The organism is Paenibacillus sp. JNUCC-31 (assembly GCF_014844075.1).
Taxonomy (GTDB): Bacteria; Bacillota; Bacilli; order Paenibacillales; family Paenibacillaceae; genus Paenibacillus.
In genome coordinates this window covers 5,149,559-5,168,527 of record NZ_CP062165.1, presented here as the reverse complement: position 1 = coordinate 5,168,527, position 18,969 = coordinate 5,149,559, and the positions used below count along the sequence as shown (strand labels likewise).

General features: G+C 47.1%; 23 protein-coding genes, 1 tRNA gene and 1 riboswitch. Of the genes, 5 read left to right on the top strand and 19 right to left on the bottom strand.

The genetic code is table 11. The features are described from left to right. The 12 genes from JNUCC31_RS22400 to JNUCC31_RS22345 all read right to left on the bottom strand — a co-directional run bounded on the left by JNUCC31_RS22400 (position 1) and on the right by JNUCC31_RS22345 (position 8,644). A complete protein-coding gene (locus tag JNUCC31_RS22400; protein WP_192264893.1) occupies positions 1–675 on the bottom strand; it encodes a TadE/TadG family type IV pilus assembly protein in 675 nt (224 codons plus the stop codon). Continuing rightward, positions 659–847 carry a Flp1 family type IVb pilin gene (locus JNUCC31_RS22395; RefSeq protein ID WP_192264891.1) on the bottom strand — a complete coding sequence of 63 codons (189 nt, stop codon included), beginning with the start codon at positions 845–847 and terminating at the stop codon, positions 659–661. Before JNUCC31_RS22395 ends, JNUCC31_RS22400 begins: the two co-directional genes overlap by 17 nt. 11 nt (positions 848–858) lie before the next feature. Next, positions 859–1,728: a type II secretion system F family protein gene (locus tag JNUCC31_RS22390; RefSeq protein ID WP_192264889.1), complete on the bottom strand. Its 870-nt coding sequence runs from the start codon at positions 1,726–1,728 to the stop codon at positions 859–861. A 12-nt stretch (positions 1,729–1,740) separates the two neighbouring features. Beyond that, complete coding sequence (locus tag JNUCC31_RS22385; protein WP_192264879.1) at positions 1,741–2,508, bottom strand: type II secretion system F family protein; 768 nt, start codon at positions 2,506–2,508, stop codon at positions 1,741–1,743. A 19-nt stretch (positions 2,509–2,527) separates the two neighbouring features. After that, entirely contained in the window at positions 2,528–3,832 is a 1,305-nt protein-coding gene (locus JNUCC31_RS22380; RefSeq protein WP_192264872.1) for a TadA family conjugal transfer-associated ATPase, read from the bottom strand. Continuing rightward, positions 3,829–5,052 carry a nucleotide-binding protein gene (locus JNUCC31_RS22375; protein WP_192264871.1) on the bottom strand — a complete coding sequence of 408 codons (1,224 nt, stop codon included), beginning with the start codon at positions 5,050–5,052 and terminating at the stop codon, positions 3,829–3,831. Before JNUCC31_RS22375 ends, JNUCC31_RS22380 begins: the two co-directional genes overlap by 4 nt. Positions 5,053–5,211: 159 nt before the next feature. Further along, positions 5,212–5,595 carry a VOC family protein gene (locus tag JNUCC31_RS22370; RefSeq protein WP_192264870.1) on the bottom strand — a complete coding sequence of 128 codons (384 nt, stop codon included), beginning with the start codon at positions 5,593–5,595 and terminating at the stop codon, positions 5,212–5,214. A gap of 260 nt (positions 5,596–5,855) precedes the next feature. Further along, a complete protein-coding gene (locus JNUCC31_RS22365; protein WP_192264869.1) occupies positions 5,856–6,719 on the bottom strand; it encodes a DUF6612 family protein in 864 nt (287 codons plus the stop codon). A gap of 100 nt (positions 6,720–6,819) precedes the next feature. Continuing rightward, positions 6,820–7,242, bottom strand: a complete 423-nt coding sequence (locus tag JNUCC31_RS22360) for a thiol-disulfide oxidoreductase DCC family protein (protein ID WP_192264868.1) — start codon at positions 7,240–7,242, stop codon at positions 6,820–6,822. A gap of 145 nt (positions 7,243–7,387) precedes the next feature. Further along, the gene (locus JNUCC31_RS22355) at positions 7,388–7,666 is read right to left on the bottom strand and encodes a hypothetical protein (protein ID WP_192264867.1); all 279 of its coding nucleotides are present in this window, start codon (positions 7,664–7,666) and stop codon (positions 7,388–7,390) included. 104 nt (positions 7,667–7,770) lie between these two features. Continuing rightward, entirely contained in the window at positions 7,771–8,016 is a 246-nt protein-coding gene (locus JNUCC31_RS22350) for a zinc ribbon domain-containing protein (RefSeq protein WP_192264865.1), read from the bottom strand. Between the two features lie 208 nt (positions 8,017–8,224). After that, entirely contained in the window at positions 8,225–8,644 is a 420-nt protein-coding gene (locus JNUCC31_RS22345) for an organic hydroperoxide resistance protein (RefSeq protein ID WP_063564421.1), read from the bottom strand. Between the two features lie 445 nt (positions 8,645–9,089). On the opposite strand from JNUCC31_RS22345, the gene JNUCC31_RS22340 reads away from it, so the two are divergent. Next, positions 9,090–10,385 (top strand): Nramp family divalent metal transporter, encoded by a 1,296-nt coding sequence (locus JNUCC31_RS22340; RefSeq protein ID WP_192273248.1) that lies wholly within the window; start codon positions 9,090–9,092, stop codon positions 10,383–10,385. Positions 10,386–10,549: 164 nt separating this feature from the next. Here the strand turns inward: JNUCC31_RS22340 and JNUCC31_RS22335 are convergent, their stop codons facing one another. Then, positions 10,550–11,239 (bottom strand): HAD family hydrolase, encoded by a 690-nt coding sequence (locus tag JNUCC31_RS22335; protein ID WP_192264863.1) that lies wholly within the window; start codon positions 11,237–11,239, stop codon positions 10,550–10,552. Positions 11,240–11,416: 177 nt separating this feature from the next. Next, a complete protein-coding gene (locus tag JNUCC31_RS22330; protein ID WP_228469185.1) occupies positions 11,417–11,815 on the bottom strand; it encodes an HAD family hydrolase in 399 nt (132 codons plus the stop codon). A 117-nt stretch (positions 11,816–11,932) separates the two neighbouring features. Continuing rightward, positions 11,933–12,108: riboswitch (cyclic di-AMP (ydaO/yuaA leader) on the bottom strand. Positions 12,109–12,472: 364 nt separating this feature from the next. Here JNUCC31_RS22330 and JNUCC31_RS22325 point away from each other — a divergent pair. Next, the gene (locus tag JNUCC31_RS22325) at positions 12,473–12,949 is read left to right on the top strand and encodes a glutathione peroxidase (protein WP_192273246.1); all 477 of its coding nucleotides are present in this window, start codon (positions 12,473–12,475) and stop codon (positions 12,947–12,949) included. A gap of 144 nt (positions 12,950–13,093) precedes the next feature. Here the strand turns inward: JNUCC31_RS22325 and JNUCC31_RS22320 are convergent. Further along, a tRNA-Leu gene (locus JNUCC31_RS22320) sits at positions 13,094–13,176 on the bottom strand. Between the two features lie 417 nt (positions 13,177–13,593). Here JNUCC31_RS22320 and JNUCC31_RS22315 point away from each other — a divergent pair. The 3 genes from JNUCC31_RS22315 to JNUCC31_RS22305 all read left to right on the top strand — a co-directional run bounded on the left by JNUCC31_RS22315 (position 13,594) and on the right by JNUCC31_RS22305 (position 15,454). Next, positions 13,594–14,295 (top strand): urease accessory protein UreF, encoded by a 702-nt coding sequence (locus JNUCC31_RS22315; RefSeq protein ID WP_192264861.1) that lies wholly within the window; start codon positions 13,594–13,596, stop codon positions 14,293–14,295. Positions 14,296–14,572: 277 nt separating this feature from the next. Further along, on the top strand, positions 14,573–14,776 hold the full coding sequence (locus tag JNUCC31_RS22310; protein WP_062326954.1) for a hypothetical protein: 204 nt from the start codon (positions 14,573–14,575) through the stop codon (positions 14,774–14,776). Between the two features lie 27 nt (positions 14,777–14,803). Beyond that, positions 14,804–15,454: a nitrogen regulation protein NR(II) gene (locus tag JNUCC31_RS22305; RefSeq protein ID WP_192264859.1), complete on the top strand. Its 651-nt coding sequence runs from the start codon at positions 14,804–14,806 to the stop codon at positions 15,452–15,454. A gap of 25 nt (positions 15,455–15,479) precedes the next feature. On the opposite strand, the gene urtE is transcribed toward JNUCC31_RS22305, so the two are convergent. The 4 genes from urtE to urtB are packed head-to-tail and all read right to left on the bottom strand — an operon-like array spanning position 15,480 to position 18,943. Further along, on the bottom strand, positions 15,480–16,175 hold the full coding sequence (urtE, locus tag JNUCC31_RS22300; RefSeq protein ID WP_192264857.1) for an urea ABC transporter ATP-binding subunit UrtE: 696 nt from the start codon (positions 16,173–16,175) through the stop codon (positions 15,480–15,482). Next, positions 16,153–16,962, bottom strand: coding sequence for an urea ABC transporter ATP-binding protein UrtD (gene urtD, locus JNUCC31_RS22295; protein ID WP_192264855.1), 810 nt, complete (start codon positions 16,960–16,962; stop codon positions 16,153–16,155). Before urtD ends, urtE begins: the two co-directional genes overlap by 23 nt. Beyond that, positions 16,925–18,019, bottom strand: coding sequence for an urea ABC transporter permease subunit UrtC (gene urtC / locus JNUCC31_RS22290; protein ID WP_192264853.1), 1,095 nt, complete (start codon positions 18,017–18,019; stop codon positions 16,925–16,927). Before urtC ends, urtD begins: the two co-directional genes overlap by 38 nt. A gap of 18 nt (positions 18,020–18,037) precedes the next feature. After that, on the bottom strand, positions 18,038–18,943 hold the full coding sequence (gene urtB, locus JNUCC31_RS22285) for an urea ABC transporter permease subunit UrtB (RefSeq protein ID WP_192264851.1): 906 nt from the start codon (positions 18,941–18,943) through the stop codon (positions 18,038–18,040). Between the last annotated feature and the right edge of the window lie 26 nt (positions 18,944–18,969).

The window sequence follows — 18,969 nt, the reverse complement described above, 5'->3', positions numbered from 1 at the left end:
TCATTTTTTGGTTTTGCCAAAATGTTGTACAACCTGTCCTGCTTCTGCGGCAGTACTGGCTGTGGCTCCGCCCTTGCCTTTAAACTTGGCTGCATAATAACGGACCAGATCCACCGTTCGAATAAATTCCGTCGGTTCTACAACTGTAGATGATCCTTGCGTTAGCACATTGTTACCTGAATCAAATAAAAAAGAAGGCAGAGGTAAAGAAATCACCTGCTCCAGCTTGGTCGTTACTTTTCGCTGGATCAGCGAGTTCTGATATTCAATCGTTCCATTCATGCCAGAAGGCATGCCTTGTCCCGCTTGGGACAGTTTCTTTTCCGATAGACTTCCGCCATCTCCCGCGGGTAAAGAGACAATAACCTCATTGTCCGTTCCCGCCCATCCAAATAGCGCTCCGAGCAATCGATCATCGGTCAATCTCCAGTACAAGTTGTCATGTTCCCCAGCCACAACTTCACCTGTCATCGCCTGCTTGTGGCTGTTATCCCAACTGTAGGCAGCACGTTCAGAAGCTGCGTACGCATGTTGGTTCAGAAATGTCTTTTGATACATGTACATGGAGAAAAATAACAGTAACACGAGAATAAACAACACAATAGGGAAGACCAGGGAGGCTTCAATGGTGAAGCTCCCTTCTTCCTTTTTAAAATTTTTATTCAAAAAACTCATTACTTTTATTGCTAACATTTTTCAACAGTCTTTCTACCAGCGCCTTAATTTGATCTTTAAAAATCAATGCAATAATGATAATTACACCAATAATCAGAATCAATTCCAGTGTACCGAGCCCGTCTTCTTCGTTCCAAAATGCAGTTGCCTTGCTTTTCACCAATTCCAGCATCCCAATTCCTCCTACATATTCATCATCATAAAAGCTGGCGCTCCGATCATTACCACGATCGAAAAAAAGATCAGTACCATCGGAAACACCAGTTTGGAAGAAGCCTGTTCTCCCTTTGCCCGACTAACGGCCTTGCGTTTCTCCCACAACACATGTGACAGATCCCGCAGCGCCAATACAAAGTCACCTCCCCCTCGCCGGAAATTCAACAGTACAGTTGTTGTAAATATCGTCACTTCCTGTACACCACAGCTGCGGCTAAACTGTTCAAAAGATTGCTGAAACGAATAACCGTTGTTCCAATCTCCAACCGTCTTGCGTAGCTCGTTGTATAGTGGATGATCCCGTTCTTCCTGACTGGCTACACAATGAACAATGGCGCGTTGCACCGTTTCCCCTGCACCAACCAGCAAAACAATTCGGTTCAACAACTCCGGTAATTCCATGAGTATGTCCTGATCTCTTCGCTGCATCTTAGTGTTCAGATCTTTGTAGAGCGCTAAGGGCAGTGCAACACCCAACGCCAGTCCACCCACCATCCCCCCCAGCCCCATATCTCCAACGAGTGACAAAAGGCAGCCTACGATTAACATCAGCCACGAATACGTCAGCATTTCAGCACAGTAGAGCATCGTTTTCTCGCCACTATGCTGTATGCCATACATTTTCTGAATAGCATGCTGCATGCGGAACATAAGTACAGGCAATCTGCGGCCCACCTCGAACTTCTCCAACAAAAACAAAAAGGGACCATGCAGTTTCTTCAGACGTAATCCTTCCATATCCAGTTCGCGCAAATGCCGATAGGTCTGCCCTCGTGTTCGATCCAGCACCAGCCATCCCGCCGCGAGCACCCCTCCGAAAATAACGGGAAGCAGCATCGTGTCACCTCCTTATACTTTGATATCCATAATGCGTGTAATCCACAGATAACAGCAGGCAAGTAACACCAATGCACCACTGGAGATCAGATAACCCATCCCGCTATATAGGGGCTCCATAAAATCCTTGGCCGTAAAGTTGAGAAAAATCAGAAAAATAAACGGAGCAGCAAACATCACTTTGGATTCAAACTTCTTCTGTGCCACTGCCACCATGATGTCCTGCTGAATATCCAACTTCTCACCAATGACCGCCGAAGTTCGCCGCACAACTTCGACCAGATCTCCACCAGTTCGCTTACATGTGATGAATACATCCGCAAAATTAGTGATATCCTCAATCTTGGCCCGATCCGAGAAGTCTTGCAGCGCCTCTTCAATGGGCTGTCCATACTCCATCCGCGTCCTCAGAATAGTGAATTCACGAATGAGATCTGTATCTGCCTCAGGATTCAGCATGCGCAGATCCTCCACGGATTCCTTAAATCCGTTCTCTACCGATTTACCCGCAGCCAGCGCGGAGGACAACGCATATAATGCCTGTTTAAAATGTAAACTGAGAGTCATTCTTCTTCGCTCCAGCAGCACTTTGGTCCAATGTTTCGGTACCCATATACATCCCGTCGCCAATATCAGTCCGGCCAACCAGTGGTGATAGAACAGAATACCGATACCGAAGAATAACAAACCACTAATCAGCATGCAGACCATCCGCTGTCTCCGGGATAGCGTATATACGGTGTAGTCCATTAACGCCTGTCTGGCCTCGCCCAACTTCATCACCTTCCAATAAAATCAACTAATCTACGTTGTTATCCGATTCAATGAACCCATCACTTAAACGTTCTATGTACTCGTTCAGCCATTCTCCAAGTCCCGCCATCTGAATTTTTTCCACTTGTCTTAGCTTCCCTACCTGCACGAGTCCGCCAATAATTTTGCCTTCTTTTTCTTCAATCTCTTGGAAACGAAACAGTGGATTCAGCAGCACTTCTCCCTCCTGCATGCCGATCACTTCGCTAATCTCGGTCACTCGACGTGAACGGTCTCGCAGTCGGGATAAATGCACAAAAATATCAATTGCCGAGCTAATCTGCTGCCGAACAACTGCAATGGGAAGATCTGCTCCGCTGAGTACCATGGTCTCCAATCTGCTGATCATATCGGAGATCGTATTTGCATGTCCTGTGGACAAGCTTCCATCGTGTCCAGTGTTCATGGCCTGCAACATATCCAGCGCTTCCGCCCCCCGTACCTCACCAATGACAATTCGATTCGGACGCATCCGCAAGGATGATTTGATCAGGTCCCGGATGGATATTTGGCCCTTGCCCTCGGTATTGGCATTCCGTGTTTCCAGCGATACCAGATTCGGTACCGTGACAATCTGTAATTCAGCAGAGTCCTCAATCGTAATAATCCGTTCATCCGCCGGGATAAACTGGGATAATGCGTTGAGAAAAGTTGTTTTACCCGATCCAGTTCCACCGCCGATAAAAATATTGTATTTGCTGCGCACCAACTGCTGCAGCAATTCTGCCGCTGCTTCATGCAGGGCACCTTTATCAATCAGATCGGACATTTTCATCGGTTCACTCGGGAATTTACGAATCGTCATGGTCGGACCTTTCAACGCAATCGGAGGCAGCACGATATTGACACGCGAGCCGTCTTTTAACCGCGCATCTACAATTGGAGAAGACTCATTCACAATCCGGTTCACCCCGGATACAATCATCTGGATAATGTCTTCCAATCGTTCACTGGACTCGAATTCCAGTGTGATCTGTCTGACTTCACCTTCCTGCTCAACGAAGATCTCCCGGTGGCTGTTGATCATTATCTCCGTGATCTCGGGATGATCCACCAATGGTTGCAGGATATCCAATCCTCGAAAGGAGTCAAATAACCGCTGCACCAGCGTATGTCGCTCCCCGGAGGTCAGATCATCCAGCTTCGGATCAGAAAGTACTTTACGCTCAATTCCCTGCCACAGTTCTTCGTCCCCCGCAGAGGACGTTAGATCCAGGCCAGCCCTGACCTCCCGACGCATGATTTGAAACTGTTCTTCACGGTCCAGTATCACCTTGGATGCATCCGTCATAACGACCACCCATCACCCTTCTGCATTCGTCCCGCCTGCTTCAGTTCTTCTTCCCCGTCCTGTACGATCATGGCGCAGAGTCTCTTTACTTCGCGTTGAAAGATCGGTGAGCTAAGCATCACTTCCTCCTTACTCAGCTGCTTCCATGAAGGGATATAGGGCAGCACTACGTCCAGATGCAGATCGGGTCTTGGCAGGACGTTGATGACACTGTCCCGGTACTTGTTAACAACGAAGCGGGCACGATCCAGTACACTATCAAGGAGTTCCGGCCTTGTGCGCTCCATATGCTGCATCCATTGACCCCAGCGGTGCATAGAAGAGATGTCATCCTCAATCAGCCACACGAATGCATCTGCACGATCCAGAATCCCTTCACTGCGACCATCCCAGCCTGAATCCCCATCCAGAATGAGCACATCATACTGTCCGCAGTCCGCCAGATACTGGATCAGGATATTCGTATCCTCACGGGACATTTGCAGCAGTTCCTTCCGATTGGACAGAGGCCAGAATACATCCGACTTCAAAGCTTCGTGACGAAGCACGTAGCTGTCAACACCTTTGGACATAGATTGCACTTGTCCTTGTTTACCTGATTCCTTCCTTCCCACCTTCAAATCGTAAAGCAGACGTGACAGTCCCGTTTCTGCATCAGTTATACGCTGTGCACTTCTAGACAACCCCTTTTCCAGAAACGGCATCGAACTATCCAGCGTCTCCAAATTGAGATACAGAACGGCATATCCTGCAATCCCCAGCTGCTTCGCCATATGCATTGCCACCGCTGTCTTGCCACATCCTCCGGAAGCAGATATAACTGCAATGGATAGCGTCCCCTGTCCTGGGCGATGGACCTTTCTCCGACGGGGCTGTCGGCAAGCGTTAAGAACAGCATCTAACAGTGCAGGCAAAGGTTGATATTTCATCAGCCGTTTGTCCTCATCCACTTCATCCAGTCCTTCACTGAGCGTCAACCAAGGAATACCCGAAGTTTCGCCACCATTACTCAGCCAGTTGTTCAGAAACTCCGGTTCCGCAACCACAAGATCCGGCAGCTCCCTGCCTTCCTGTTCATTCATGTGATCCCTGAACGCTTCCCATTGTGAAAAAGCAGTAAAGCGTATACCGGAGCCAGGCTGGCTCCCTTGTACAAAATCAAGCCAGGCACTAATATATTCTTTGTCTTTGGAAGCCAGCACTGCCTTTAGAACAATCAATTTTTCTTCCCTCCCTGCAAAAATGCACAAAAAAGCACCGTCCAATAACCGCAAAATATGCAGTATATGGACGGTGCTTCCGTCACGTGCTATGAATGTATGGATAATATAGCATACAATTTCTGGGGGAGCAAGGCATTTATTCAAACGCAAATACAATCAAGAATGATAAGGCGCATCGAACTCAATAATATTGCGGTCAGGATCAAGCACAAAAATCTGTGAGAACCCGGCAACGCTATCCGGTCTCGCTTCATATTCAATCTCCTGCTCTTCCAGCCAGGCCAATGTCTCCTTATAACTGGTCACCCAGATCGCAAAATGTCCATCCGTTGTATCAATCCCGGCATTACGAAGCGTGTGTCCCTCCGGATGCTGCAACAGATGAAGCTGCTGACTTCCAATCGCATACCATGTGCCTGTGGAGTTGAAAGGCGGACGTTCAATCTCCTTCATACGGAGCAAACCGGAATAAAATTTCTTCGCAACCTCCAGATCACGTACAGCCAGACTCACGTGGTGTATATGTGCATATTCAATCATTTCTTCGACCTCCACCCTTAAATAGACTTCCTTCAACTTCCCATCAACTCTAAATTCAATCGCTTACATGACTATACTATACCACCTTGAACTCGACCAGGATGCAAGCAAAAAAAAAGAAAACACCCCTGATTCATTCGTGGAACGTGTCTGTTCACACAAATGGATCAAAGGTGCCTTTCAAACGATATATCATCCTATTACTGGATAGGAGTATATTCTCATCAGAGAATAAACATTCGCTTACAGCTGATGGATTCTTATTTCGCACTATCCAATGCTTCTTGCGGGATCTTGATCTCTTCCACGCCGTTATGGTTGGAGAACGTGCTGATCATTTTCATGTCCATCGAAATTTTCTGTCCCTCCTGCTCCATCTCCATGACCATGTTGACATCCGTATTTGCAGGCAGGTAGGTTTCTTTGTTAATCATATATTTCATTTTCATGCTGGTAATATTCATTTGATCAAGCATCGCTTGAGTTTGAGGATCCGATCCGTTTTGCTCCATGACCGCTTTGGCCAGTTCCTTCACGTTATCACCGGATACGTCAGCGTTAATGACGTAGTTGTCTCCCTCTTCCGTAATCTTGGTGTCTTCGGCAATCTTTTTGAATTGCTCCAGCTCACCTTCCGGATTCATGCTTGCCTTCATCTGCTCAATCAGTGGTTTCGTTTGTTCGTCGGGAATTTTGACCCATTGCTCTCCCACCTGCGAATAGATGTTATCCGAAGTGATGTACTGCTTCACATTTTGCGCTTCCTGTCCGGACATTTCCATTTTCATCTCCTGATAGATCATCATCGGATCTTTAATGATATCCATCTTCAGCGATGTTTTCACCTGTTGATCCTGGGACTGTTCGCCAGCCGCCAGTTTCAAATTTTGATCAATATTGGCTTCAGTCGTGAAGCTTTTCATGTCTTTGGTCGCAGCATTCGTTTTCTCAATCAACTCGTCCAATGTAGGGATCTTTGTCTCCTGCTCCGCTGTTGTATTGCCCTCGTTAGACGTTTCGTTGCCAGCTGGGGGTGTTGCCGTACTGTTATCCGCATCGCTACCACAAGCTGTCATGCTTACTGCTAATAATGCCCCAATAAATAATGTAGTCCACTTCTTCAAATGATTTGCCTCCCAATATACAGTTTATCCGTAGTCATTACCCAATTATTTCCGTTATTAATCAACAAGTAATGATACAATATGTCTCATGTCAGCTTTTTTAAAGAAATCGATCCTTTATTTCGGGTGTAGGCAACATGCATGCTTCATCTTTACCGAACCAGCGATACCGGTTGCGAGCTACCATGTTATAGATGGCGTTCCGAATAAATTTCGGTACAATAATCAACCCGTACAATAATGGATAAGGGAATTTGAGCCCTTTGGCAAGTCTCAGCGCTGCAGTTGAACGTGTGTAATATTTTCCGTCCACAATGAGTACAAATGTATCCATGCTGTCTGTGGACAGATTGCCCTTCTCAAGCAATTTTTTCGCTACATCCGATTGGAGTGATGCAAAATGATATGTCCCCTCGGGATCACGCTTGATAATCCACTTCGTTAATCCTTGGCAGAAATGACAGACTCCATCTACAAGCACAATCGGGTGTCCTTGATGCTGATCCGTTTGATTCACTGTCATAATCGTGGCCTCCTCACGTGTGCTATTAGAGTAACTTACCCGTTTTGAGTCATCCCGGCCGTTTTTTTTCACATTTTATTTAAGTGTAACGGAAAATAGAAAAAGAGCGCAGGCTCTGTGCCCACGCTCGTATCTGTCTTAGCAATTACTCAGCAATTGCCTTTTCCATCCATTGGTCATCGATCATTTGTTGATGCAAGTCATTTGCCCACTGGTCCATGCATTTGCAAATGAAATCTTTGCGGCATACTGGACAAGGCGTTTTCTGCAGACGGCTAATTGCAGTCATTTTCCATTCTGGGGATTTGGAATAGAATACACGGCATTGTGTGCCATCTACCAATTTCATGGTAAATTCATACAATCCGTCTTTTTCGTTTTTGCTGGCTACTTGCAATTTTGCAATACTTGGTCTATAAGACATGGATATCACCTGTTAATTCAAATTTGGTTCATGCATTGACATTGACACTTCTCAGTACTAAGTCATATTAAAGAAATTTTAGTTCGATGTCAACTCACACACCTTTATCCACCAAACAGAATATCAAGAATGGTACCCACCTGCCCCTGTTTTTTACCCTTTAGCACGTCTGGATCGAACACTTCAACATACCCACAAGAAGAACAGGCGACGAAGAGATAATGATTGTGCTGAATATCAAACATCTTGCTAAGACCTGCCCCTGACATGGATACTTCCTTAATGTTACAGCCCGTCCCCCTGCATTTTGTACATACAAATCGCCGCTCGATCATCTCTTCAATACTCATTATCCTTCCCCCTTCTTCGAATGTATGACATCAAGCAAGAGTAGATTATGTAAAATAGTACGCTGTTCAACATGCAATTTCCTGCATCACAAACTGTATTTTAAAATACAAAACCCTGCCGAATACCAGCAGGGTCTTGTGCTTGAACATCAGGTATCCAAGGATACTCTGCTTCAATATGTTCCCCGTTACTCCATCGAGTCACGGCTTAGACTACATTAAGTACCACATCAATATTACCGCGTGTTGCTTTGGAGTACGGACAGAAATCATGTGCCTTGCGCGCCAGATCTTCAGCTTGGCTGTGATCCACGCCAGGCATGCTCACGTCCAGACGAACCGACAGTTGGAAACCGTCATCCGCAGGATCTTTGCCGATGGATACGTTACTTGTAACGACCACATTCTCCAGCTTCACACCTGCTTTACGGGCGACATTGGCAAGTGCACTTTCATAACATGCTCCATATCCAGCGGCAAAAAGCTGCTCGGGGTTTGTCCCTTCACCACCGGAACCACCCAGCTCTTTAGGCATTTTCAAATCATGTTTGAGCACACCATCCGAAGAAGCCACTGAACCTGTACGTCCACCTTTAACTGTCGCTGTTGCTGTATATAAAGCTTCCATTAAAAATCTCTCCTTTACCTTCGATTTTTTTACTGCCTACTATTCAATTTAAACTTCTGGCTTATTTTGAAACGTACTGGAGCCCTTATTCAGCTTTTACATCTTTATCATTTTCATGCATGTGAGACATCATAGGTAATTTATCCAAGCTTGGGTAATATACTAAGGCACAATTCACTCCTCGCCATATTTTGTCCCTATACACAAAAGTTGCACTAGACAAAAATAATTGAAGTAGTACAATGTATGTATCGACATAAACGTTTGGATATATCGAAAGCAGTTTATTAACGCTTTTGATTTGGGTTTCAATTTTCAAATTTAATCTAAGGAGACACAATGTTTCCTCTTCATATAGAATATCAATACTTCAAAGTCGGGTGATTATATTATGAGTAAAAGAAATCTCTTCAAGACTCCTTCAAATGAGCCATTGGCTGCGGGTATGGCCCCTTCTCTGGGGGAAGCCCATAACTCCATGAAGGTGCCTCAGAATGCTGCATGGTGGAAAAAATTCCTTGCCTTTGTTGGTCCAGGTTACCTGGTTGCCGTAGGTTATATGGACCCCGGAAACTGGGCAACCGATATTGCGGGTGGTTCACAGTTTGGGTATACCTTATTATCCGTTATTTTGATCTCGAACCTGATGGCAGTTGTGCTGCAGTCACTCGCTGGTAAACTCGGAATTGTTACGGGTAGAGATCTGGCTCAAGCCTGTCGTGAACGGTTCAGTATGCCTGTCGTCATGATGTTATGGATTTTGTGTGAGCTTGCGATTGCAGCCACCGATCTTGCGGAGGTCATTGGTTCAGCGATCGCGCTTAAGCTGCTCTTTAACATTCCCATGTTATATGGCGTTATTATTACCGCAGTTGATGTACTGGTCATTCTTCTGTTGCAAAATAAAGGTTTCCGCGCATTGGAATCCCTCGTCATTGTGCTGATGGCTACCATCGCCCTCTGCTTCGGTATTGACCTGTTTCTCGCTAAACCGGATATGGGCGGCGTCATGCATGGTTTTGTACCCAGTGCCGAGATTTTGCAAAATCCAGCCATGCTCTACATCGCTATCGGAATTATCGGTGCAACTGTCATGCCCCATAACCTGTATCTGCATTCTTCCATCGTGCAGACCCGTCAGATTGAACAGACACCCCAGGGTAAAAAAGAAGCGATTCGGTACTCCACCATGGATTCAACCATCGCTTTAACGCTGGCCCTGTTCATCAATGCAGCCATCCTGATTGTATCAGCTGCCGTGTTCCATAGTGCAGGCATGACCCAGGTTGCGGAAATTACAGATGCCTACCATCTGTTGACACCTCTGCTGGGTACCACCATTGCAAGCATCCTGTTCGGTGTAGCGCTGCTGGCTTCAGGCCAGAACTCAACACTCACCGGAACGCTGTCCGGGCAGATTGTAATGGAAGGATTCCTGAACATTCGTATTCCGGCCTGGCTTCGTCGTCTGGTCACACGCCTAATCGCCATCATCCCGGCTGTAATCGTTACAGCCATTGCCGGAGAGCACGGAACAGAGGAACTGCTCATTCTGAGTCAGGTTGTACTGTCGCTGCAGCTGCCCTTTGCCGTCATCCCGCTGGTGATGTTTACGAGTGACAAAAAAAGCATGGGGGCATTTGCCAATAAGTTATGGCTCAAAATCATCTCCTGGATCATTGCCGGAGTTATCGTTATCCTGAATGTGTATCTGATCATCCAGACCATTCTGTTATTCTAGGTAAGCGGCAACTAGCAATATTTTTCATAACTCAAAAAGGCTGATCCTCTCAAGTAACATATCTCTTGAGTCGATCAGCCTTTTGTATGGTGTTGGTGCAACTTGATCCTAATCCTAATCCATATCTATATCCATATCGATTAGATCTCATATAACGCTATAGGTTAATTGTCTGATTTCTGAGTTACCAACAACGGAAGTAGTTCCTCCAGTGATTCAATCGTCCAGTCGGGACGATCTTCGTCTGCAAGCTCTGGCTGAAATCTGCCATAACCCTGTAGAATTCGGATCGTATGCATGCCCAGCTTCTTGGCCGGAATAATATCATTATCAATCCGATCTCCAATCATAACCGCCTCTTTGGGTTTGCACCCTGCCTGTTTCAGCGCCACAGCATACAGTTCAGGATCAGGCTTGGACACTCCTTCTTCAGCCGAACAGGCCAGCACATCCACATACTTGCGCAAACCATAGCTATCCAGCCGACTCTCTGTTCCCGGGCTTTGATTAGCAATAATGCCAATCTTATAGTGTTGCGACAACGTCTGGAGAACAGAACTGGCTGACGCGAAGGGGCGCTCAAGCTCTTTGCGGAACTTCAGCTTCTCCTGGATCTGTTCGCGGTGCCCCTCATCACTGATTAGGGTTCGAATAGCCAATTTCATCGGCCATTGCTCATAATTTCGATAAGAGGCGGCAAATAGCTCCCGCACCGTCTGCATCTCCACCTGATAACCAAGCGCACAAGCCTCACGCACGAACTGACCGATAATATCATCCACCGGCTCCCATTCGTCCACGAGCGTATCCCCCACATCAAAGAACAACCATTTTATCCCACGTACTTCCGGCACGCCTATTCCTCCTCGTTAGCCACAGGAAATTCTTATCCCCATTTCCCAAACCATAAAAAAGAAGACCCACCATCATGCATGAGTCTCCTCAAGATTCCGTTTATTTATGATTTCAATTATAACAGGCAGCTGACACCGGATCAATCACAGGTATGGAACAGGAACAACAACTAAACACTACCCATTAAGCAGGAACCCCACTTCCCCATTTAAAGAGTACACAATCCGGTCAGCTCCCATCCCCCGATAGATCCCTTTCGGATGGCTCTGTTCTGTAATGACACACAAGGACTTGGATGTCCATGAGCGGCAGATTTGCAAATATCGACAGGTCAGGTTTAGGCTATTTTCAAAAATAAAAACATTGCCGACACTGCCTTGCGGCAAAAACCATTTCTGAGCTGCAGCCGTGTTCATGCGAATGACATGCTCCACACCGATTCTCCGGAGCCTGCGCTCTTCACCTGCACTGTTGGTCAGAACGGCAAACGGCATTTTTTTGTACATCAGCAATTTGATAAATTTACGTCCTGCTTCATTTGGAGCAGTCACTAAGATCATCTCTTTATCCATCATTCGTTCCTCCCTTGGCGTGAAAAGACAACAAAAAAGAAGCGTGGGGGACCAAGGCCTCCCGGACGCTTCTTCATTAATCCACAGCAAAAAGACACTATGAACCAGCGTACGGCTTGTTGCCTCTCCCTTTAACGCTTACGAGGTTAGCTGACGGATTCGGACGCGAGAGTCGCCCTATTTCCGGCTGTCACCGGAAAATTCACCCCATGGATGCCTACTGTCCTGGACAGTTCATCCTGTTGGTTCCCCCGTTTCCCACCCATGAATGAATGGAAACTCAGCGATTAAAACATCGTTCCTTTGTGAACATAATCAGAGCGATATTATCGTTTGTTTCGTTTTTCATGTAAAATTTAATTTAATTGGAATTACGATATGAATCATACACCCATGCCCTACCGGTGTAAAGTCTGTGCAGATCACCGAATCGGTGGATTTTTGCCATTTCACTTCAATAATAACGCTTACAACATATCCATTCTCTACCCATCTCGTCAAAGCTCTCTAATTCTCCCTTTAGCGAAATTCACATAGCTAATCATTCACTGTTCATACACGAAAGGCTTACATTGTGCTAAAATAAATTTAAATTTTGCAATATTTAATTGTCATCAATATAATAGGAGATAAGAAGAATATGAAATGGAGGCGATTCTCATATCAGTCTACGACTACAAAGTAAACACCCTTCGCGGTCAGGAAGTTGAAATGTCCAACTATCGTGACAAAGTACTGCTTATCGTGAACACAGCAAGTCAATGCGGTCTCACGCCCCAATTTAAAGGGCTGCAAGAACTTCAGGACAAATTCAAAGATTCCCCATTTGAAGTTCTCGGATTTCCAAGCAACCAGTTTGCACAGGAAAAAGGCTCTTCGGATGATATTGCCGAGTTCTGTCAGATGAACTATGGTGTCAGCTTCCCGATGTTTGAGAAAATCGATGTGAACGGTTCAAGCGCTCATCCTCTATTTCAGCATCTTACCAAAGAAGCACCGGGCGTACTTGGCTCCAAATCCATCAAATGGAACTTTACCAAATTTCTTGTGGATCAGAATGGACGTGTTCTGAAACGGTATGCCCCCAAAACAACACCTGATAAAATTGAAGCAGACATCAAAGAATTGCTTAAATAAGTTAAGGCCATCCGGACCCTGCAGACAGAATGAACCTGCAAACGGGGTAAACGGATGACCTTTTTTGTCTGAACCATTTATACTGTAAAAAGCCAAAAAAAGAAGCTCCCCGTATGGGAAGCTTCTTCTTCATCGTTCTTATGATGCGGTCGAGAGGACTCGAACCTCCACGGGCATACGCCCACTACCCCCTCAAGATAGCGTGTCTGCCATTCCACCACGACCGCATGTCGTAAATAATCGGCAACAGAATTGATTATACCCGGTTCATGTTTAAATGTAAAGCATTTTTAATATTATCCTTTCAACTGCGATTTTCCTTCCATAAATCGTATTATCTCGTCATTTTCTCCTATGAACCGCATATGATTAAATTTGATCTCGTTTAATATTCGATTCGGCTGATCCCCCCTACTTTTATAAGAGACAGACAACTCATTCACTTTTCCAAATATAACATTCATAGTTATATAAATTAACATTATAAGATTCCCAAATTTAAAAACCAAGAAACCATTGACAAAAAGCGGATATTTATGTGAATATATATATTATATAATTCGGATTTACACACATAAAGCGAACTAAAAAGGAGTTTAATGTTATTTAACATAACATTAAACGAACGTAGGAGGCGAAAGACTGTGAACCGTGGGAATAAGCTGCTCGATTACGTCAAACTGCTTGATTCCTCTATCCAGGTAGGAGGGTTCACCCATTCCTTCGGCATGGATACCCATATCACTGAAGGGACCATTCGTAGTGCCGAAGATCTTGAATCATTCATGCGCTGTCAATTGCACCCCAGCATCGTCCGTCTGGAAGGCATGGCGATTAAAGGTATCTACACTGCCACAGATCATAATGACGCGTGGCGTACAGCTCTCATCGACAAGCTCGTCCATGTCCAGCGGACCCCAGTACACCTCAGAGAACACGCCTCCACAATGGGCAAACGACTGATTAAGCTGGCTCACGCACTCCACCCCTGGATTGATTTTAGCGAACTTGAACAAACCTTGGCTAAGTATGAATCCGTTGGCTGCCTCTCCACTGTTCACGCCTGGATTAACCACCACCTCGATATCCCTGTCGAGGAGGCGGCCCTGGGTTATCTGCATTCAGCCATGAGTGCCTGCATAACCGAAGCCTCCAAAGTCATCCCCCTCAACACCAATACAACACAGGACCTGTTGGTTCGCCTGGCCGCAGACCTGGAGCATGAATGGCATACCGTCAGCGCCTCCGCTGCGGATGGACTGGTACAACCAACCTCAATGTCCATGAAAGCATTGTTCCCCAGCTTTCACATGCTTGGAGCAGGACTTCACGCCTACAGGGCGTAATCTCTCCCCCCTTCGCCTCCATATCACTCACCTCCTCATACAGTAAGACACAAAAAACACGCCGCAACCTCCTTGCTGGCGTGTTTTTTATGTCAGTTATGTTGCCTATTTAACGCATTTACGCCATTTAACATATTAAAATACACTTATTTCCGTCTTTTTTAATTGTTAGATGACGCAATTACGTATATAATAAATCTTACAGCTCGCATATCCATATATTTTACATCAAGAATGATTGGCTGAATACTACATTCTAACTGAGGGGTGAACCCTTTTGAACAAAAAGAAACCTGTTACTCCGTTCGGTTGGGCGATCAAACGACGGCTAACCGAACTCCAGGTCGACCAGAAGACATTTTGCGAACAGCACGGCATTCCGCCATACCGTCTCTCCAATCTCATTCACGGCACACGCAAAGCAACCCGGTTCAGGAACCAGGTCGCAGACATTTTGGAAATTCCTGATGATTTAAGATAAGACTTCTGCCAAGGAGGACCTCATTTCATGAGATATTTAATATCCGATCTGGAGAGATTATCGTTCCAGTCCATGCATCACCAGCTCATCATCGTTGACCACAACTGGATCATTCGAAGCTGCAACACCGCTTGGCAGCAGGGGCTCGGACAGCCGCCTCCCAAGCTGGACATATCAGACACCTCCAGAACACCTGAAACCTCCCATTACCTCCAGCTCATGGAGGCGTGGATATCACGCGAGGAGAAAGCAAAGAATGCGAAGATTGTTCAAGAGTTGAAAAATATCACCAAACCCTTTAACGACTGTTGTACATACGAGATTTCCATTCAAACGACCCACAGGGAGCAGCGCTGGTTCCGTCTGGAGCTCACCCCGTTAAGGCAGGCCGATCCAACTCTGCTGTCCGATCTTGCCCTAATTGCTCACACAGATGTCACCGAACAAAAACACATAGAACAGCAGCTAAAGAAGGCCCTGTCCGAAGTTCGCACATTACGCGGGCTGCTACCCATCTGCGCTGTCTGCAAACAGATTAAGGATGAACAGGACGCCTGGAACTCTGTCGAGAGTTATCTGGAGAAGCACACACATGCCGAATTCACCCATGATATATGCCCGGATTGCATCCGGCGTCTATATCCCAAGTACTCCAACATTCTGGACAAGCGCTCCTAAACTCATCCTACGCCATGAACCTTAGCTACACAGACAGATGGTGCTCAAACTGCGACATATCCAACTCTCGCGGCGTTCCTTGCAGTGCAATCGCTCCTTTGTCCATTACATAGATATAATCTGCAGCACCGCGTACAAAATCAATGCTTTGCTCCACCAGCAAGATAGAGATCTCGCCCTTTGCCTTAATTTGCAAAATGACCTGCCGGATATCCTCCACGATGGAAGGCTGAATGCCTTCTGTCGGTTCATCCAGAAGCAACAAACCGGGCCGGGAAGCGAGCGCACGGGCAAATGCCAGCTGCTGCTGCTGCCCCCCACTCAGATCACCACCCTGCCGTCCATACATCGTGGCAAGCACCGGAAACATCGCCAGCACATCCTCCGGGAACGTCTTCACACCCGGAGCGCCGGTCTCCAGTCCCAGCAACAAATTCTCCTTAATCGTAAGCTGAGGGAAAATTTCCCGCCCTTGCGGCACATAGCCAATCCCCGCCCTGGCCCGTTTGGCTGAGTCATGGGCGGATAACTCCTCACCTTTCCACTGGATACTGCCCTTGCGTGTTTTAAGTAGTCCCATCAAGGTTTTCATCAGGGTAGTCTTTCCCACGCCATTGCGACCCATCAGACACACCACCTGACCTGGCTCAACATCTAGATTCACGCCCCGCAGTACATTGCTTTCCCCATAACCGGATTCAATTCGTTTCAGTGACAGCATGGTCATCTCTCCTTTTGCCCAGGTACACTTCAGCCACCCTCGGATCTTCCTGCACTTCCGCCATCGTTCCTTCCTTCAAGAGCTTGCCTTCATGCATTACCGTTACCTTGGCCGCATACTCGCGAACAAATTCCATATCATGCTCTACCACTACAACAGACCTTTCACGCGCAATCTCCTGCAATAATCGGCCCGTCTTATGTGTTTCCTCATCCGTCATGCCTGCCGCTGGTTCATCCAGCAGCAATACACGCGGCTCTTGCAGGAGCAGCATACCAATCTCAAGCCACTGCTTTTCCCCATGTGATAGTGCCCCTGCACGCGCATCCACACGATCCTGCAGACCAATCTGGTGCTTAATCCGTTCCATCGCTGAACTTGTTTTACCATAACGTTGAATACCAAGAGCCTGTAAAGGAGAACGACGAGTCTCCGCAGCCAGCATCAGGTTCTCCATCACGGTCAGGCCCCCAAAGATCGAGGGAGCCTGGAATTTGCGTCCTACCCCTTTCCGTACAATCTGATGCTCCTTCAGACGAGTCAGTTCTGTACCATCAGCCATCTTTACCGCACCGGACACAGGCTTGGTCTTGCCGCAAATGACATCCAGCATCGTGGTTTTCCCCGCACCATTGGGGCCGATCAGAAAGTGCAAATCATGCTCATACAGCTTCAGATTCATGCCTTTGACCGCAACAAAGCCTCCAAACGCCACCGTGATTCCTTCAGCGACCAAGACCACCGGAACCTCAGTAGACTTCAGGTTTTTCCTGACTGACCGGAACATGCACAACCTCTCCTCTCCGCTTCAGCAAACGAACCACGTGACGGTACACACCAACAAGCCCATTTGGCATGAACAATACCACCGTTACAAAGAGTCCTCCGATCACAAATAACCAACCTTCCGGATAAGCCTCACTGATGCCTGTTTTGGCTGCATTCAGCACCACAGCTCCGATCACCGCACCAATCAGTGTTCCACGCCCACCCAACGCAACCCATAACACCATTTCAATGGAAGGTACAATTCCCATCATGGAAGGCGATATAATCCCTACCTGGAGTACAAATAACATTCCAGCGATTCCCGCAAGCGCTCCGGAAAGGGCAAAGGCCAGCGTTTTGAACCCTGCCGGGTCATATCCAAGAAAGCGAACCCGATTCTCCCCATCCCGCGCAGCTTCAAGCACCTGACCGAACCTGCTGTTCACAACCCGGCGACAGAGCAGATAGGCGATTACCAGAACGGCGAGCGTTATATAGTAGAGTGCGATTGTTGTCCCTGCTGAATGAAGTGTGAATCCAAAGATGGCGTTATATCCTGTAATACCATTGGTCCCTCCTGTCCATTCCTGTTTGCCAACAAACAACGTTACGGCAATGAGGACAAGCGCTTGCGTCAGGATCGTAAAATAAACGCCAGTAATCCGGTTACGGAACGTGAACCAACCCAGAGCAAAGGCCAGTAATGCCGGGAGGGCAATACCCAGTAATAACGCTGCCGGGAACGACCTGAACGGTTCCCAAAACCACGGGAGACTACTGAGACCACTCCATCCCATAAAGTCAGGAAGAGCAGCACCACTGGCCTGCAGCTTCAGATACATCGCCATGGCGTAACCGCCCAGTCCGAAAAACACACCGTGCCCCAGACTAAGTACACCTCCATACCCCCAGATCAGATCCAGACCGATGGCCAGAATGGCCAGCGCCAGGAATTTCGCCAATAGACTAAGCCGGAATTCCGTGGAAATGAGCGGAGCAAGACACATCATGATCAGGATAACCGCCCAGATGATCTTCATTTTCAGACTACCCGCCTTGAGAAGTGCAGACATCATATAACCCCCTTCTTTGCATTAATCCAGACTCCGGGTCCGCATGGCCACAAGTCCGCGAGGCTTCCATTGCAGAAAAGCCACGATACAGACAAATACCAGCACCTTGCCGATGGAGGCGGAAGTGTATGTTTCGAATAACGTATTAAACATGCCGATTCCGAGCGCACCGCACACGGTCCCCACCAGTTTTCCAACACCACCCAGTACAACCACCATGAACGCATCCACGATATAATACGTCCCCAGCGAGGGGCCAATCGGGCCAATCAGTGTCAACGCACATCCGGCGATGCCGGCAATGCCCGAACCAATCGCAAAGGTCATGCCATCCACTCGTCTGGTGGAAATCCCGAGACAGCCAGCCATGCTTCGATTCTGCATCACCGCCCTCATCCGTCTCCCGGAAGAAGTCCGATAGATGTACAAATACATGCACAACAGCACAACCGCAACCAATGCGATAATGAAAAGACGTTTATACGGAAACACAATGCCGTCCGCGATGGTCAGACCTCCGTTAAGCCAAGCCGGACTGGATACCCCTACATTGGGCGCCCCAAATATCGTTCGGGCCAATTGTTGCAGCATCATGCCTACACCCCAGGTAGCAAGCAGACTGTCGAGCGGCCTCCCATACAGATGCCGGATCAGCACCACTTCCAGCAACCAGCCTATAAGAGCCGCCACACCAAAGGCGATCGGCAGAGCCACAATAAAGTAGACATCGAACCAAGCTTGCGGAGCATACGAAATGAACAGGTTTTGTGTCACATACGTAGCGTAAGCGCCAATCATGATCAATTCACCATGTGCCATGTTAATGACATTCATCAATCCAAATGTAACCGCGAGTCCCAATGCAATCAGCAGCAGGATGGAACTGATGCTTAACCCATTGAACATTTGCAGGACAAACATATCCATCGCCTTTCCCTCCTTATGCTGTGAAC

Excerpts from the sequence above, each read along its gene's own strand:
- JNUCC31_RS22400 (WP_192264893.1), bottom strand. The coding sequence starts at position 675 with ATGAGTTTTTTGAATAAAAATTTTAAAAAGGAAGAAGGGAGCTTCACC.
- JNUCC31_RS22395 (WP_192264891.1), bottom strand. The coding sequence starts at position 847 with ATGCTGGAATTGGTGAAAAGCAAGGCAACTGCATTTTGGAACGAAGAA.
- JNUCC31_RS22390 (WP_192264889.1), bottom strand. The coding sequence starts at position 1,728 with ATGCTGCTTCCCGTTATTTTCGGAGGGGTGCTCGCGGCGGGATGGCTG.
- JNUCC31_RS22385 (WP_192264879.1), bottom strand. The coding sequence starts at position 2,508 with ATGAAGTTGGGCGAGGCCAGACAGGCGTTAATGGACTACACCGTATAT.
- JNUCC31_RS22380 (WP_192264872.1), bottom strand. The coding sequence starts at position 3,832 with ATGACGGATGCATCCAAGGTGATACTGGACCGTGAAGAACAGTTTCAA.
- JNUCC31_RS22370 (WP_192264870.1), bottom strand. The coding sequence starts at position 5,595 with ATGATTGAATATGCACATATACACCACGTGAGTCTGGCTGTACGTGAT.
- JNUCC31_RS22360 (WP_192264868.1), bottom strand. The coding sequence starts at position 7,242 with ATGACAGTGAATCAAACGGATCAGCATCAAGGACACCCGATTGTGCTT.
- JNUCC31_RS22355 (WP_192264867.1), bottom strand. The coding sequence starts at position 7,666 with ATGTCTTATAGACCAAGTATTGCAAAATTGCAAGTAGCCAGCAAAAAC.
- JNUCC31_RS22350 (WP_192264865.1), bottom strand. The coding sequence starts at position 8,016 with ATGAGTATTGAAGAGATGATCGAGCGGCGATTTGTATGTACAAAATGC.
- JNUCC31_RS22345 (WP_063564421.1), bottom strand. The coding sequence starts at position 8,644 with ATGGAAGCTTTATATACAGCAACAGCGACAGTTAAAGGTGGACGTACA.
- JNUCC31_RS22340 (WP_192273248.1), top strand. The coding sequence starts at position 9,090 with ATGGCCCCTTCTCTGGGGGAAGCCCATAACTCCATGAAGGTGCCTCAG.
- JNUCC31_RS22330 (WP_228469185.1), bottom strand. The coding sequence starts at position 11,815 with ATGATGGATAAAGAGATGATCTTAGTGACTGCTCCAAATGAAGCAGGA.
- JNUCC31_RS22305 (WP_192264859.1), top strand. The coding sequence starts at position 14,804 with ATGAGATATTTAATATCCGATCTGGAGAGATTATCGTTCCAGTCCATG.
- urtE (WP_192264857.1), bottom strand. The coding sequence starts at position 16,175 with ATGCTGTCACTGAAACGAATTGAATCCGGTTATGGGGAAAGCAATGTA.
- urtD (WP_192264855.1), bottom strand. The coding sequence starts at position 16,962 with ATGTTCCGGTCAGTCAGGAAAAACCTGAAGTCTACTGAGGTTCCGGTG.
- urtC (WP_192264853.1), bottom strand. The coding sequence starts at position 18,019 with ATGATGTCTGCACTTCTCAAGGCGGGTAGTCTGAAAATGAAGATCATC.
- urtB (WP_192264851.1), bottom strand. The coding sequence starts at position 18,943 with ATGGATATGTTTGTCCTGCAAATGTTCAATGGGTTAAGCATCAGTTCC.